Consider the following 15945-nt stretch of genomic DNA (forward strand, 5'->3'; position numbering starts at 1 on the left):
GCGGACACCATCGTCCTTAAGGCTGGAGTTCGGAAGGTGAGTTTGCCAGACGCTTACAGAGCTCCAGACAAAGCCCGCCACACACCTCACTGTATCTTGCTCCAAAGCACCTGCGACCAAGGTTAACGCTATAACTGCATTGAAAATGCTCTGCGCCCTATGGTGAGAAATTCAGCTCGCCCTGAAACTATTTGTTCAAATATGAACCGGCCGTCTTGCTGTCGCAGGTAGCGCTGAGTGCCACACCCATCGCAGTTCGTCCGGAAGCCAGCCGGTCTCTGAAAAACTAGATCCGCTTTGGCTTTACAGACTGGGCAATTTTCCAAGGCGAGTATTTCTTGGTTGAGCTGTTCCAGCGCTAGTCCTTGACGAGTTGAGTTAGCCGCAATCAAGGCATTTTTCAGCAATTTAACTGACTCTGGAGGCACGATCTCCCGCACCTCTAGAGCATGGGCCTGATGGTCAACATGCACACCATGGATACCGTCCGCTAAAGTCAGCACTTTGACTGGGATTTTGGTGAGCGGCCGGCTATACGACAGCAGTACCATCCGGTACAGGGCCTGATCAACGAGCTGGCCAAAGCGTTCCACACAGTACATATCCGATGGCGACAGAGTAATCCAGTGTCCCTGATACGCAGACTGTTGGGGCTCCTGCCCAATAGCGGGCCATGCGATGAACCTCTCGACAGGAAGCTGCTGAAGATCCTCCGACCAAGGCACTTCGGTTAGCCAGGGCACTACGGTGAGCAGAACGTCCTCAGCAGCAGCCTCACTTGAGGCGACGCTCACCAACTGCCACTCCAACCCGATCTGCTGAAGACGTATGTGCCTACCAGCCCATGCCCCCTCATCCTCCCCATCCAGATACGGACGGAGCGCATGGCGCAAAACCAGGCCGGCATAGCGAGAATAGGCATTTGCCAGATACTGGTTCTGCCTGAATCGCTCCTCAGGCGTCGTGCGATTAGCTACCGTCGTATTAGCTAAAAGATCCCAAAGAATCGCCAAATGCCGGTAATGCGGGTCATGACTGAGGATATTGGTCAGATGCAACGCGCCTGTGACCTGTGCCTGCCGGCTGACCAGCAAGTACAAACCATTTTGCTGCAGCCCCGAAATGACTCGGTGCAGACACTGAAGAGTCCCTAGCGTTTCGCTTAGAAGTTCAGAAACCTTGCTGGTTGCCGCCTGATCAAATGTCATTCCCCAGAGTCGGCAAACCTCGTGAGAAAGACGAAAATCAACATCCTCAGACCGATAGAACTTCAGTGCCTGGTCCAGGGTTGCCTGCAAGCTTTTCAGTGCTGACAACCGCCAGTGCAAATGACGCTCAGTTTCGTCAAGTAACCGGGCATAAACACGGTTTTCGTAGATGCCGTAATCATCCTCGCTGAATCGCGCCAAAACCTTCTTGGGAACCACACCACTCAGTGTCTGCCGCTGCCAGCACTCCGAATGCGATGCCAGATGCACCAGAGCACCTTTGGCCAAGCGCCGCGCCCGCGCGACATCGGCCACCTCATCCTCGTAGTGAAGATCCAGGCGCGGCCGCTGAGATATCTGATGCAGGTGCCCTTGTTGCACCACATCAAGCAAGTGCTTCTCAAAGGGCAGGAGATGGCTCTGAGCATCAATGATCGCAGCCGGCATCAGTGGCGACATCAATGAAGACTTCTGCATGTCGGTATCGATGGCTGCTATGGCTTTGTACAGCAGCTCTGCTGCCGTAGCCTGTGCCTGCTGCGGTAACACAAAGGAGCGTACCTCACTGCCCAGCTGGCAGCGTTCGCCGCCATCACTCACCAGAACGCCTGAGAATGCCGGTGTGTGGCCATTGAAAGCAGGTCCGCTAGCAGCAAACTGATAGCGACCCGGCTCTATGACAAGTGGTAGCTGGCGACATTGCCCGCCAGCGAGTCGATCGAGCCACATCAGCTGCGGCCTTCCAGGCGTCGGATATCGGCATCCAGCAAGTCGAGTGACTTTCGTGGATCACCATCAAGGTCAGCCTCAACCCAGAAAGTCTCCAAGGCGTCTTTCAAGTTTCTGACTGCCTCAACACCAACGTTGTAACGACCTGTGACCTTGCCCGGGCGCATGACGCGAGTGGACAGCAAGTGATCCAGCGCCTCGCCAGAGGAGGCGCCACATGCAAGCATCACCGGAATGAAATCCAGCGCCTGCTTTTCAAAACGGTTGCCCCACCCTAACGCAAACTGACTACCCAATTGCTCAGTGAAGGCGTCCCCGGTCAAACGCTGTAGTAACCCAATAACCTCCCCCTTTCGATCTATACTGGCTTGGGTGAATGCTTTGCGCAAAGAGCGATAGGAGTAGTTCACCGGCTCCATTTTCTTGATATCGAAACGATGATCCTGCTTGGGCAGTGTCATCACATGAGCACGATCATAGGTCTTGTCAGCCAGCTCATTGGTAGTTTCATCATGGTTGGCCGTACCAATGAACCAGACATTTCCTGGCACCAGGATCTTGCGCCCCTCATGTAGCATCGTGGGTGCATTTGGTAGGGCCGTCTCGGACAGACTGATCAAGCGCTCGTCCCGATTGTTCTTCTCCAACGCGGAGAGGAACTCGGCAAAGTACTGCTCGGGGCGAGATAGATTCATTTCGTCCAGCAGGATGACGTTACAGGTGTCCTGCCAGCGAGGGGTCTGAGCCTTGTACAGGGCCTGCAAACAGTCTTTCTCGTAAAAGCGCCGCTCGAAAGCGTTGTAATGCCCCAGTAGATCGTCGCGGTCACGCCAACCGGCTTGGACGGCGATGTCCGTGCAGAAGCCTCCCATTGCCTTGGCAAAAGCCTTGGCCAGACTGGTTTTGCCAGTCCCGCTGATGCCCTGGAAGACATGCAATTGGCTCATGGACAAGCCGCCAAGCAGCACGCGAATATCTTCGAGTGGATAGAACAGTTCTACATGCTTTTCGGCCTTGGCAATCCGGTGCTGCAGCTCTTCGACAAACAACTTAAGATCGGGCACTTCCTCAAGTTCCATGCTGGCTCGGTACTCACGATCCGAGTCCATCAGCGACATTGCCGGGAATGGCGTCTGCGTCTTCTGTGCGCTGGTCAGTTGCTCAATGCGGCTTTCAAGATCATCTATATGCACTGCCAGCGTATTTTTGTGCTGTTCCAACACTCGCTTCTCACGCGCAATAGCCTCCAACTCAGTCGATGCGACGCGCTTGCTGCTCAGTTCTCGCCGCAGCTCATCGAGCTTCGGGCGCAGAGCTGAAAGATCCCGCTCCAGATCAGCCTTGCTGTTGCGCAGGTATTCATTTTCCCGCTGAAGCTCAGCGGTGTCCGACTGTTCCAAATCACGCTTCAGGGCCCTGTTTTCCTGGGCCAGGCTGTCAAGCTGCTCCAGAATCTCTCTACCTGTTCGCTCACCCAGCGCCAGCTTTAGCTCCTGCATATCAGCCAGCTGTTTCTTTAACTCTTCAGCTTTATTCCAGGCCCTATCACGCTGACTTTCCAGGCTAGAAATGGTTTGAGCATGGTTCGTACGCTCTGCCTCCATTTCAGTGGCAATCCGCTGTTCCATTTCCACTTCTGCAGTTTTAATTTCGGACCACTCGCGATCAAGCCTGCTGCGCACACGATCAATCGCTATCTTGCTTTGATTAATTTCGTGCTCTCGCTGATCCAATTGACTAACGCGTTCAGCCTCAGCCTCGGTAAAGTTGAATTTGACCTCTGCCAGACGTCGGGCGACCGAAGAAAGCTCGCTATCAAGCTGGTGCTTCTCTTCCTGTAACTGTTGTAGATGGGCTTCATGCTGCCGAATCAGCTGGCGCTGACGATCCTCAAGCTGGCGTAACGCCTGCTCGTTCTGCTCAACAAAGCCTGCATGCGCGTTTACTTCACGCAAAGTCAGGGAGCGCTCGACATCCAGCAGCTCCGACTTCTTCTTGGCGAACAGCTTTTTCTCGCTCTCCAGCTCAGCCTTGTCGCTCTGCAAAGCAGCGGCGGCTTGCTCGAGGGCCTGCTGTTGTGTCGTAACAACTTGCTCCCGTGCCTCAACAGTTAAAGCGAGCGTATTAGCCTCGCTCCAACGCTCTGAAGCCTCATCGCAGAGGCGTTCCTTGAACCGCACCAGTTCCTTGCAAATATCCGCGAACTGCTCAATCCATCGTGCAAGATCAGTGTCGCCATCAGACTGGAAGCGCTCGCACACGCTGCGCAACCAATCCGGCTCGACGTGAATATCAAGGCTCATATCAAAAGACTGATAGACCTTGGATGCATTCTCAAATGACGCAGCCCAAGTAGGGACATGCTTCTCAAGCGAGGGGCGCTGCAGTCCAGTAGCGACAGGTGCGACCGCTGGTATCTGCTGAGGGCCAAACTTATTCGAGCTCTTCTTCGCCATTACATCCATTCCTTAAAACATGCGGTGAAGCTTAGGGCGTACTGAATACTGCCCAGCGCCATGCAACTGGTGATTTGAGTTGTTTCTCGTCCGGTAAAACTGCTCTGGGCGTGGCTGCTCTGGTTACGTAGGTCCGCAAGCTCCAGGAGCTTGGCCAATTGCAGCTCCCGGTCACCGAGCACCTTAAGCGGGTGCTGCCGCGCCTGAAGAGTGCCCATTGATGCGGCAAACAGTAGTGCCTTAAGTGAGTCGCTTGGCCTGGAGCAGGCCCTGAGAACTTGATCAATCTTCTGCCTAGATAGCAGCCTGATGACATCCTCTGTGAATGCAGGAATCTGCAACGCTGAGAGAATCCGCTGATTGAGCTTCGGATCGGGCCGCTGTTGTTTTGGTAGCTGCCCAACATCGGCCGGATACGTGCGAATCAGCCACTGCATGACAACCTCCAGCAGCTTCTGGCACTCCATCATCGCCGCATCCAACTCTTGGTCGTGGCTGTCGCCTTGGTTGAGCTTTTCTCTGCGCACCAACAATGCAGCCAAATGCCGCCTGATGTCGGGCTGGCGTTCAACCCAAGGGAACTCAATTAGCACTTGCAGCTCTGTCTGCTTGCGCAAGGCCTCCAACCATTGCTCGACACTTTGATTGTCGGCACGCGGCACACTCACCAATGGTTCAAGACGAGCGAGCAGTTTGGCGTCACGCTCAATCACCTGAAGAAGTGTGCCCTGCAGCCACCAGGCATTCTCACGCAGCTCAAATGGATCCTTGACCGACCACAGGTCAACGCCATCGCCATCAGCTGTCACCCAGATAAGTACTCGCGCAGATTGCGGTGCATCATCTAGTCTCTGCACGCCCTGCAAACTGATCTGTTTCGGCAGTTGGTTGCCTTGGCCGAGCTGCTGACTTGCTCGATAGTCTTCGCGATAATCCCGGTAGGCTAGCGTCAAGGACTCATGATCGAGTGCAGGTAGATCAGCTCTTCCTCTTGCGATCCTGTAGGGCCGGATGGTAGTTCCGGTCTTTCTTTCGCTCAGGAATTCAGGGTAGTGAGCCAGCGGATCCTTTGGCTCCAGTTGATTTAGCTGAGCAACCAGGCGCGGCCAAAACTGTCCCGTCAATGCGTCCTGTAGCAAATAGCCAGTTTTCAGGTTGGCCTCGTCTGTTTCCTCGTCGTCTAGCAGGCGCTCACCCTTGGCCGTCAGTGCCTGAGCATTCTCTACCAGCCAGCCATTACTCACGCCTTGAGCCAAAATCAGCTTGATCAGGTTCTGGTGAAGTCCGGTCAGCTCGGCAATTGCCTCATCACGGACAGTGCGTGCACGAATCAACCCGAGTACCGCACGCTGAAACAGATTCAGCTCAGGTCGCTTGGCATCCGGGTACAGCACTCGATGCACCAGCACAGGCCAGAGCACCGGCTTTTTCTTGCCCCTCGGGGCGGCCCCGAAGCTGAGATATGTGCCAGTTTCAACGAAGGCTGCCATGCTCACCTCCACACATCTGGTAGAAGGCCGCCAGTGCCGGTACCGCCTCCTCTGCTTCGGGACTGGTGGCCAGTGCAGAATCACCCACGCAAATCAGCATTTGCCGCTGGCGACTCATGGCCACATTCATTCGGTTCGGTAAACGTAGGAAGCCAAACTGGCGATTCAATTGCTTCTCACGATCCACGACTACATCGCCACTCGATGGCCCCGGTCTTGCCTGTTGATAGGTGCGTACGCAAGACAGCAAGACAACATCAAATTCCTTGCCTTGAAAGGCGTCGACTGAGCCCACGCGTAATCGCTCTTCGAGGCTGACTGAGCCATCGCCTCGTACCTTTCTGGCCCATTTGAAATGCTCGTGTGGCTCATAAGTGCCGTTGCGTTGCTCCATCAACACGACCCCTTCCATCCGCTGCTGAGCGAGTTTCTCCATGATCAGATCACGTTGCGCCGCATAGAAGGTGATGATACCAATCGAAAGGCTGTCACCTCCGGCCTGCATCAGCCTTACCACTTCTTCAGCAATGCGCTGAGCCTCAATATCCCGGACCCGGCTGTTACCGGTCCCGGGGCGCTGATCCTTGCCCTGGGACACGGGTACGTCGATCCATTGGCATACTCGGCCCCGGTAGTGCGGCTCAAGTTCCCCTAGAGCATTCAGCAAATCCTGGGAGAAGACAAAATCCTCCGCAGCCCTACCCGAACGTACCGCACCTAGACCAACAGCCTCGTAGAACTGTTTACTGACAAAGTCCCCAAGTATGGGATGCATTCGGAACTGGGTATCCAGCATCACGACCCGGCGAAATGTGTCCTGCTTCTCAAGGTCTTGCAGCTTTATACGCATGCGTTCGAACAGGCTGGAGCGAAAAGCAGTCAATTGCAGCTCGGTGAGCTCGTGCTCTTCCTGCAGCTGCCCTTCAATGTCAGGCTCAAGCATGTGAGGCAACTGCCGGTCGTCCCCCACCAGGATGATGCGTCGCTTGGCCATGGACATCGGCACAAACAAGTCCAAAGGGTTGGCGCGTGCGGCCTCATCGATCACCACGGTGTCGAACTCAATATCGGTGCTATCCAAACCAGCTACTGACTTCAGGCTCGCCATCTGCCGGCCTGCAGCTTGCTGGCAGGTTGCCCCCACCACCATGGAGTACTCATTGACCACAGCCTGAGCAGCATTGCGGTCCATCGCCAAGCTGTCGGCTAGCTGCTCCAGCACCCAGGCCACACCCTGTTTGCGCTGGCGTAGCTTGCTCTCCAGATGCCTGTCGATTTCATCAAGCAGAGCCTGCCCCTCAGGGTCTGCCTGACGCCTCAACTCCGTAGGCCGGTAGTCGGGTAAATACTGTTCGAGTAGACGAGCCTGGCAGTCCGCAAGCGCATGTAGGGCAGATTCCGCCAACTGGGAGCTATCCGCAGCGTCTTGCAGCAATGTCAGCGACTCGGCACTACTGCCTTGGCCATGACGCTTCAACCAACTGAGCAAATCCCAGGCTCGATCAGGACCATCGTCGCCAAATGAAGAGGTCTCGACGCGTAGTGCTCGAATGCGTCGCAAGGCTTGTCCGGCCGGCCGACTCTCGGCCAAGCTGGGCGCCTGCTTCTTGAGTTGCTCGATATAGTCTTCGAGCTGACTTTCCAGCCTGGGCGGCAATACCAGACCGCTCTGATCCAAACCTCGCAGTCCGTCCAAAATGCGGTCGAATGCTTCCGCCTGTTGAGCTGGTGATACACCGACAACTCGAGCTAGGGCTAACTTGGTCGACAAATCCCTAATGAGCTCCAGCTCTGGGTATTTGCTGTACTCCGCAGTGATTTTTTCCTGCAAATGGGCTGCATGTCGCTCAAGCCAGGGATCGATCAGCGCTCCCTCATCGCTCGCACCGCGCTTACCACCCACGCGCGCGCCAGGTAAGCCGAACACATCGCTACGATCCAGAGCGTTGTCTACGGCATCATGCTGAAAACTGCTGATCAAAACCTGCGCAGAAATGTTCTGATCCCGCGCTTCTTCAGCCAAGCGACGCTGAAGCGACGCGATCACCTGAGTCTTGCCAGTACCTGGAGGGCCAATAATGATGGCTAAATCCGGTGTGTTCAGTGCCGCATACAAGGCATCCTTTTGCGTAGGGGTAGGCTCCCCTCCTTTGAACGTTTCCCGTGCGTAGGGCGTCATCGCTGGAATAGTTCGGAGCCTAGCTGCAGGTACCGCAACCCCCTCCAAAAGCCACTTCAACTGCGGCAAGCGCTTGCCCGAGTCAATGGACTGCTTCGCCGCAAGGCGCCGCTTGCCTACGGAGCGCTGGCCTGCCAGTGACAGGTAGAGCCAACCCTCATCCTGTTTCGGGCGAACATCACGCCGGTTCGAGGCCGTCTTGAATACAACACAGTCAGGCTCAAAACGTATGGTGCCACGCGGTGTACTCGCGGCCGTCTTTGTCTCGTCGGAGCTCAGTTCCTCCGCCCAGTCTGGACGCTCGGTACCTAGGTCAAACTGGGTATCACTTGGCAATTCGAGACTGCGCCAACGCTGACGAAACTCTCGGTAGTCGTCCTGTGACTTCGGAGTCAGACGCCAGATGTTTTCACGCCCTTCTTCGCCGCCCTGACATTGCACAAAGCGTAGTGAGCGTAGGGTCTCAGCTTGCTGCAATGCACTCTGCCATTCCTTGTCGTTGTAAAGATTCCACAACTCCAAATAACTGGCACTGTCGCGCAATGCGGCATCCAGCAACGCCTTTTGGCTAGCGCTATTGAGAGCTGCGGCAACAGAGGCATCACGGAACTCAAACTGGCCGATCAGCAGAGAGAACGAGCCGTCACGGCGGGAGTGACGGGTAACGCGCTTGATCAGCAGTCCACGGTCCTGCCGTTGCTCCACATCGGCGCGCCACCACTTGCCCAGCAGTTGGAAGCCTCCTTTGGACGTGCTGTTGCTAAAGCGCGCGACTGTGAGCCAGTCCCCCTCGGCCAGCCCACGCACCAGAAACTGCTCCGCGAACCATCGGCAGGCGAGGTCGACGCTCTTATCCGCGATCTCCTGCTTGCTGTAGAGATCATCGGCAATCAGCTCGTCGACCCCCAGTTCAAGCTGCATGGCAGATACTTCGACTGGTGCGCAGTACTGCACCAGCAGCTTGCTACCCTGCTTGCTGGTCAGCAACCAGCGGCTCTGATCGCGCATTACCAAACGGCTAAATAGACCATGGTCAGCCGGAGCACAGTTGACCCTGACACGTGAGTCCTCCTGAACCACCAGCCAATCATCCTGATAGCTCTGGAGGAAGATTGCCTGGCCGGCCAGAAAGCCGTCGATACGCTCATCCGTAGAGAGAGCCAGCACATCCTCGGACAGCATAGGAAAGTCTTTAAGTTCCATACGCCATCACCACCTGAACTGCCAAATGATATGTGACTCTTCCAAGTCGCCTACATGGATCTGGTAAGGTTCCTCGTGCTGTCCACGTAGGCTTTCCTTAAGCCCCTGGTAGCGCTCCAGCGGCTTTTTCGCCGCCCCCCGCTGTAGATGCAGTTTGCTTTGGGGCAGGGGATGAATACCGAGCCCCTGCTCGGTGTACTCGATGTGGATATGGTCGTCAGGCCAACGGTCATAACTGAACGTTGGCATCAGGCGCTTGAGCTCCAAGTGGCCTCCCGGTTGCAGCCATACCTTGCGGCCAGTCGCCATCAGGTCACCTAGCTCATCGGGCGGATTCCCATCTTCTACCGGTAGAGCGATGAACTCCTCGAGCAACACCAACCGGCTATCGGCAGGCTCGTCACAGAAAAAGCATGACGCATCATCAAGTGAGTCAAGCTCCCCAGGCAGCAAGGTAGTGCCGCCACAACTTGCGCAGCAGTAAAGACGCTCGTCAATTTCCGCCAGCGCCTCAAGCCACTCGGCCATACTCGGTCGCTCACTGGCGCGATGCCGCCCCTGCTCGAAGCAGCGGCTGAAGAGCACCGGCAGCCGACTGTGCTCCATCAGTTGGATGGGCAGGTTGGCAAAACACTGATTGGCATCGTCCTGCAGGTCATAGATCCAGGGATGCTCACCGCGCAGCGCAGCCTCTTCTTCCTCGGGCTCACCGTCGCTAACTAGCTCGCCCTTGAAGGGGTGGTTATGGGTCAGCAACTGGTAAGCGATGACCGCAAAACTCCAGCTGTCCGTCAGGCTGGACAACAGCGCGTCACCACGCACCACTTCCGGGGCGCCATAGTCAGCCGTGTGCAAAGTCAGGCCGCTGTGCGCTTCCAGACTGATATTGTCGCAGTCAATCAGCCAGATTTCCGCATGGATGGGGTCATCCGATACGAAGATGTTGCTCGGGGATAGATCGCCGTAAAGCATGCCGCGCGCATGCAGTTGATTCAGCGTTCTGGCCAGTTGACTCAGAATACGGATGCGCCGGCGCAGGCCGCCCTGCCGAAGATAATCGGCAGACGCCTCATCCTCTGCATTGATGAAACTGTCGAGCAGGCGTTGCAACGGCACCAGCCCATCCATCAGCTCCATAACGTAGCCGAAGCGCGGCTCAGCCAGCAGAGCCAGCGGCCTGGCCAGTTTCAGATCACTGAGATCCTGGTGAATCAGCAAAGCAATATGGCGATGCCAGCGTTGGCGGACTTGCTCATCTTTATTGGTAAAACCCTTGATCAGAACCTGGGGATACTGAGTCCGGTAGACGATACCCTGGCCACCGCGGCTCAATTCCTCCCGCAGCTCATAAACCGAGCCTTTGGTGTCCTGCACCACGCGCTTCTGCTGCGCTGTCGTAGTCGTGGTCATCTGCTTCAATCCGTTCTGAAAATTCCAGCGATGCTCTTATCGTCGCCATGACGAGGTGTGGACCAGCTATGTAGCTCTCGTGTCAGCCACTGGCGCATGCGGCGTTTGCTGCAGCGCAACTGACGCTGGTAGATCGCATCGAAGAATGGCTCTAGCTGTTCTGGAATCAGGTCATCCGATATACCGTCAGTCATCAGCAACACGCCATCACCCGGCTGGCTCAACTCAAGCACTGTGCTGTAACAACCCTGCGTGCCAGCCTGCGCCAATGTATTGGTCTGATTACCGAACCCCTGACGCTGGTCAGTCAGCACCTGAAATACACCCTGGTTTCTGACCAGCAGCAGACCATCCCCAACCTGACCAGCCGCACCTTGTCCGGATGCATCCACCCTGGCCCAGAGACAGGTCGTCTCATGGGCTCTGTAGCGATCACCAAAATGCGCCAGCCAGGCATCACGCAAAGCCGGGACAACCCCACCAGGCGGCATGCCCTGTCGCTGTCGGGCCAACTGCCTGAACAGTTGGACGGCCTTCTGCGAGCCAATATGACTAAGTGGCCGACTGCCCAGCCCATCAGCCACAGCGACACACCAGCCGCCTCCGCTACCGCTGACGCATAAGGCATCCTGATTGGGCGCACCATCCAGCTGATGCGAAGGGCCTCGCACGGATGCTCCAGCTGCCAACAAGGGCATCAGAATTCCCAGTCTTGGTCGTCAGCGCTAGGTATCTGCAATGGTGTAGATTGATTAGGCGTAGCCGACTGACTCCGTGCACTGACGCTCATAGTCACCGCACGGAAGAAGCGGTGAATATCGCGAGCATTTTCGGCACGGAACAGCGGTGCCTCAGGGTCATTGGCGAAGTCGCCTAGCATGGCCTCATCGGCATCGGCACCGATAGCCATGGCAAAGCGAGTAGCCTTGGAGGTGCGCTCACCGTTGACCAAACGGGCAAAGGCACCTTGCCAGTCATCATTGGGGTAGCCATCGGATACCAGCACGATAACCGGCTTGTAGGCACGGGCAGGGATGCAATCTTTGTCTTCGATCATCTCGTAGGCCAACGACAGGGCGCCGCCCAGCGGGGTCATGCCTTCTGCAAGCAGCGGCGTAAAGCTTTGCAACTGATGAGCCGGGGTCAGCGGCAGGTTAACCTCAGCTTGGCTGCCGCCAAAGGTGATCACGCTGACCTGGATCTCCGCGCGCAGGCGGCTCTCAGTTGAAAAGCTGGCGATCATATCCTTGAGCCCTTTGTTCAAGGCTTCGATTTTGCCGTCGACGGACATACTGCCGCTGGTATCTGCCAATACGATGACCGGTAGCGGACGAGCGCTTTGGATTTGGAATTTCTTGAGTTCTGACATTTTCATACTTCCTTAGTATTCAGGTGCTCAGTCCTTTAGCGCATTCCGTGCCAACTCGTTTTCTTCTTTTAAAACAGCACGTTAGACACCAAGACAGGCCGAGAAGATTGCTGAAAAAGTAATATTTCTTATATAAACGTAAACTTGTTTGCGCGACCTGCGACCGTTTACAACGCCCAGTAATACTGCTTGATCTTCTGCGCCATCAGCCTACGGCGCTCGGCCAGGAACACCTCGAACTGCTCGGGCTGGTACGCTGCCAAGTCGCCTGGAAGGCAGTTGGCGACAAGATTGGCTCTGAGATCATCCACCCGGGTAATCGCACCATAGCGAGCCTCGCCCTTCTCGCACTGCGCGAACACAGCGTCCATGTAAGCCGCCGGTGCGGTGTCGCCGATTTTGATGTTCACTTCCTGCTGCACGTACACGTAGTTGGCCACCTGGTTGTACTTGCTTCTGAGCAGCCCCTGCTGCTTGAGGAAGTTCTTCGGGAAGATATGGTGGATATCGCCGTGATGAGTAAGCATGTCGCGCACGGTAATGTCCTTGGACAAGAAGCCCTTGTCACCGCGATTGGCCTGCGCGGCCCAGAACACCTTGATGGCTGGGGCGTTCACTGAGGAAGTGTTCAGCGCCTGCGGCAGGCCGAAATCCCAGAAAGCGTCGGACAATTCGGCGGCTTCGATTTCCGACAACACCTCGGCAAACAGCCGGTCGTGCACGGCCTTGATGTCCTTGTCAAAGCGCGACTCCGGCGAACCCGAATAGCGCCCAGTAAGCAGCGACATGACAAACCAGCGGCGTACCCAGCTTTCAATGTTGGGGTTGTTGCCCAAGTCGCGTTTGAGCTTAAGGTACAGCACGTAGGCGAAGTTGAGTGCGTTGACCGAGCCGATCATCGAGCTGTCCACGTAGCCGGCCGAACGGATGATCATCAAAAAGCGCTTGAAGTGCGTCTCGTTGATGAACTCTTTCACCCCTTCGCTCAAGGTCTTGAACGACGCCTCTTCAATTTCCTTCTCGTAGCTGCGAGTCTCGAAGTTACGCCCCGAGAGCAGGCCGACCAGATCCGACAGTCGTCCACGGTTGAAACGAGTGGTGAATGCAACCCGCAACATGTCTGAGTAGCTGGGGTCGTACAAGTCGTCGTTCTCGCCCTTCAGCCAACGCATGGCCTTGAAGTAATCGGTCTGCACGAACGCTTTGTCGTTGTTCTCGATGTGCGCGTAAAACTCCGGCGCAATGGACAGGTGACAGAAGTAGTCGATCGCCTTGCGTAGCGTGTTGCCGTCGAACTCCTCGTTGGCAGCGATCTTCGACATGGCGAAGTCCGCCTGACTCAACACCACACCCTTGGAATTGATGCGGATAAAGATTTCGGTGACCGTCTCAATATCCAGATCAGCCGCCAGCTCGATCAGACCGATTTGCTTCTTGGTGATATCGCACAGCCTGTCCAGCCGTTCGTAGAGCAGGTCTTCGTCCACCCCGGGGTTCAGCTCCAGATAGTCACGGCCCACCTTGTGCGCCTTGAGCTCACCGCTGACGATGGGTGCGATATCGGCAAACCAGGCTTTGTCCTTCTCGATGGCCGGGTTGCTTACCTCAAAGCGCTCCTCAATAGGGTGAAAGGCGATGCGGATACGCACCTGCTGGTAATCCTGGTTGATTACCTGCTGCCCGGCGATGGCGGCCGTCAGTGCCGTTACCCGCTGCTGACCATCGATCAGCACCTTCTTGCCTTCGGCCAGCGAGCCGTCCTTTAGCTTCACCGTCGGGTTGCGCCAGGCAATGATGTAACCCACCGGAAAGCCCTGATACAGGCTGTCCATCAGATCGCGCACCTTGGTGGCATCCCACACGAATGGCCGCTGGATTTCCGGAATGGCGATTTCACCGGATTTAACCCAGCTCAGCAGCGTTTCAATCAGGTGCTGATTGACGGAATATTTTTGCGAAGACATGCGCATTCCTTTGCAAACGTGAAAGCAACCTGCCAAGAGCGGCCAGCGGCTGCGACAGAGCGCTGCAGGTCCGGTATGGCATTTTGCCCGATGGTAGCAAATTACTATAGCTTCGATGTCATTGATGGGGTCCACCCTGCATCTGCAGACGCGCAGATCGAAGCCGACTGCCTCGAGGCAGCGCCGGCAGCGAAAACCACATGATCACTCGTGGAAGTATGCCCAGCGTCCTAGCAGAGCTTTCGACTCGACCTGGTCATAATTCTGCTTTGGTAAGTAAACGAGTTGGTCCCAGTTCAAACCACTACCCGCTTTGAACAGCAGAGCCCATTGATTGCCATACAAACCGTTGAGAGCCGCCTCGCCCGTTACAATCTCAAGTGGCGGCAGCCTGCCTGGGATCGCCTCGACGAAGCCAGGTACCAGTTGCTCCAAGCGCTCTGGCGGTTCGCCAGAAGCCTCAATGTAATGCTCTATCGCAGTGACCAACACAGCAGCACGCTCACCGGCCCGTTCATAGCCTTCCATTCTCATCGCTGTGCCTGCCTGCAAACCGGCAAGGCCGCCCATAAGCACACCCAGCATAATGGCCGGGAGATACTCCAGCCACTTTCGGGTCACCAGCATAACCAGCAGTGCAACAAGCACATGGATGGCGGAATAAATCGCCAGGAAGAAAACAATAACCTCCGAGCTGTTGCGTCCCCAAGGCGCATAACCAAGCAGCGGGAATCCTCCCATGACCAAGCTTGGTGCTGCAGCGATGATTGCAGCAATAAAAAAGCGAGCTTTATGTTTCCGCATAAAGCCCCTATATAAAACTCAAAAAACAAAGCACACGCTACGCACAAAATGAACAAACATTACTCAGCCGACGAGTAAGCAATTGAATGCTGCATGTACGAGCTAACGCTTTCAAGATATTGCGCAAAGAAATTAAAGTATCGACTACCGCTTGGCAAAAGCACCACTATGTTTTCTTTTGCTCTAGTCAAACCAGTGTAAACAAGCTCCGGCCCATCCAGATCATTAACGATTACAAAGACCGTGGGTGATTCAAAACCTTTAAAGCTATGAAGAGTCGATAACTTCATCACACCGCTATTCAGATTGAAACCTTGCTTACGGCTGGCGCTTAACTTGCGCAGCTCATTCTTTTCTTCCGCACGCCCAAGTCTTTTTCCGCGAACCCTTTCAATATCTTCCTTAGAAGCAAAGCTTGTAATCGTCCGCTCCTGATGACGAGTCCCCGTGCGGATTGCAAAATCGACCTCCCTCAGAAGGTCTTCCTTTGACGACACGATGGTAATGTCATTCGGGTGAATACATTCGCGCTTCGCAATAGCGACAATTACCTCAGCAACATCAAGCAACCTGCCAGCTGACCATGTCCCTACGGTACTCAAGCTAATCCCTGGCAAAAAAGCGGTTTGCTGATAAGATTCATCCCCATCAAAAATATATTTCTCTGAAAGGAACTGTTTCTGAAAGGCAACAGACAACTGCAATACCGGAGAATCCTGCTTATATCTGAAGCTTTTAGACAGGCGCTGCCAGCGCCCAAAACCGGAGATTATGCTTGCTCTTTTTTCCTCATCAACAGCACGCTCATAGATATTCTGTTTCTCATCCGCAAAAAGAACCATCTCTCCATCTTCAGCCAGAAAATTCTTTCTTATGATTCGCTGCCACTCGGGCTTGTAGTCTTGAGCCTCATCAATGAGGATGGTCTTATACCTATCGACAGCATAATTACCTAAAATAGCTTCATTCGAATAATAATGCTCTTCAAGGTACGCGCTGGGGTCCACCAAGCCCTCCGGGGCCTTCACATCGATTCCAGCACTGCTTAGGGAAGGTCTTATATGGACGCCTCCCGGAGCTCAATAGGTAGCCATGCTGGCGCGTAGGTAGGAGCAGTCTTATATCCGGCCTGT

General features: G+C 55.3%; 10 protein-coding genes. All 10 read right to left on the reverse strand.

Annotated features, from left to right (window positions below):
- Positions 1-128 precede the first annotated feature (128 nt).
- Positions 129-1937 (reverse strand): hypothetical protein, encoded by a 1809-nt coding sequence (locus CYD26_RS05425; protein ID WP_256587953.1) that lies wholly within the window; start codon positions 1935-1937, stop codon positions 129-131.
- Complete coding sequence (locus CYD26_RS05430) at positions 1937-4393, reverse strand: AAA family ATPase (protein ID WP_102051999.1); 2457 nt, start codon at positions 4391-4393, stop codon at positions 1937-1939. Before CYD26_RS05430 ends, CYD26_RS05425 begins: the two co-directional genes overlap by 1 nt.
- Entirely contained in the window at positions 4393-5883 is a 1491-nt protein-coding gene (locus tag CYD26_RS05435; RefSeq protein ID WP_102052000.1) for a hypothetical protein, read from the reverse strand. Before CYD26_RS05435 ends, CYD26_RS05430 begins: the two co-directional genes overlap by 1 nt.
- The gene (locus CYD26_RS05440; protein ID WP_178081690.1) at positions 5867-9265 is read right to left on the reverse strand and encodes a DEAD/DEAH box helicase; all 3399 of its coding nucleotides are present in this window, start codon (positions 9263-9265) and stop codon (positions 5867-5869) included. Before CYD26_RS05440 ends, CYD26_RS05435 begins: the two co-directional genes overlap by 17 nt.
- A gap of 6 nt (positions 9266-9271) precedes the next feature.
- Positions 9272-10675, reverse strand: coding sequence for a protein kinase (locus CYD26_RS05445; RefSeq protein WP_102052002.1), 1404 nt, complete (start codon positions 10673-10675; stop codon positions 9272-9274).
- Positions 10676-10680: 5 nt separating this feature from the next.
- Positions 10681-11373, reverse strand: a complete 693-nt coding sequence (locus CYD26_RS05450) for a PP2C family serine/threonine-protein phosphatase (RefSeq protein WP_102052003.1) — start codon at positions 11371-11373, stop codon at positions 10681-10683.
- Positions 11373-12044, reverse strand: coding sequence for a VWA domain-containing protein (locus tag CYD26_RS05455; RefSeq protein WP_102052004.1), 672 nt, complete (start codon positions 12042-12044; stop codon positions 11373-11375). The genes CYD26_RS05450 and CYD26_RS05455 overlap by 1 nt, the downstream gene beginning before the upstream one ends.
- Positions 12045-12211: 167 nt before the next feature.
- Entirely contained in the window at positions 12212-14008 is a 1797-nt protein-coding gene (locus CYD26_RS05460; protein ID WP_102052005.1) for a DUF262 domain-containing protein, read from the reverse strand.
- A 204-nt stretch (positions 14009-14212) separates the two neighbouring features.
- Complete coding sequence (locus CYD26_RS05465; protein ID WP_102052006.1) at positions 14213-14812, reverse strand: hypothetical protein; 600 nt, start codon at positions 14810-14812, stop codon at positions 14213-14215.
- A 59-nt stretch (positions 14813-14871) separates the two neighbouring features.
- The gene (locus CYD26_RS05470; RefSeq protein ID WP_145991783.1) at positions 14872-15819 is read right to left on the reverse strand and encodes a UvrD-helicase domain-containing protein; all 948 of its coding nucleotides are present in this window, start codon (positions 15817-15819) and stop codon (positions 14872-14874) included.
- Positions 15820-15945 lie beyond the last annotated feature (126 nt).

The sequence above is a fragment of the Pseudomonas sp. FFUP_PS_473 genome, from assembly GCF_002858665.1.
Taxonomy (GTDB): domain Bacteria; phylum Pseudomonadota; class Gammaproteobacteria; order Pseudomonadales; family Pseudomonadaceae; genus Aquipseudomonas; species Aquipseudomonas defluvii.

Excerpts from the sequence above, each read along its gene's own strand:
- CYD26_RS05460 (WP_102052005.1), bottom strand. The coding sequence starts at position 14,008 with ATGTCTTCGCAAAAATATTCCGTCAATCAGCACCTGATTGAAACGCTG.
- CYD26_RS05465 (WP_102052006.1), bottom strand. The coding sequence starts at position 14,812 with ATGCGGAAACATAAAGCTCGCTTTTTTATTGCTGCAATCATCGCTGCA.
- CYD26_RS05430 (WP_102051999.1), bottom strand. The coding sequence starts at position 4,393 with ATGGCGAAGAAGAGCTCGAATAAGTTTGGCCCTCAGCAGATACCAGCG.
- CYD26_RS05455 (WP_102052004.1), bottom strand. The coding sequence starts at position 12,044 with ATGTCAGAACTCAAGAAATTCCAAATCCAAAGCGCTCGTCCGCTACCG.
- CYD26_RS05440 (WP_178081690.1), bottom strand. The coding sequence starts at position 9,265 with ATGGAACTTAAAGACTTTCCTATGCTGTCCGAGGATGTGCTGGCTCTC.
- CYD26_RS05425 (WP_256587953.1), bottom strand. The coding sequence starts at position 1,937 with ATGTGGCTCGATCGACTCGCTGGCGGGCAATGTCGCCAGCTACCACTT.
- CYD26_RS05435 (WP_102052000.1), bottom strand. The coding sequence starts at position 5,883 with ATGGCAGCCTTCGTTGAAACTGGCACATATCTCAGCTTCGGGGCCGCC.
- CYD26_RS05450 (WP_102052003.1), bottom strand. The coding sequence starts at position 11,373 with ATGCCCTTGTTGGCAGCTGGAGCATCCGTGCGAGGCCCTTCGCATCAG.
- CYD26_RS05445 (WP_102052002.1), bottom strand. The coding sequence starts at position 10,675 with ATGACCACGACTACGACAGCGCAGCAGAAGCGCGTGGTGCAGGACACC.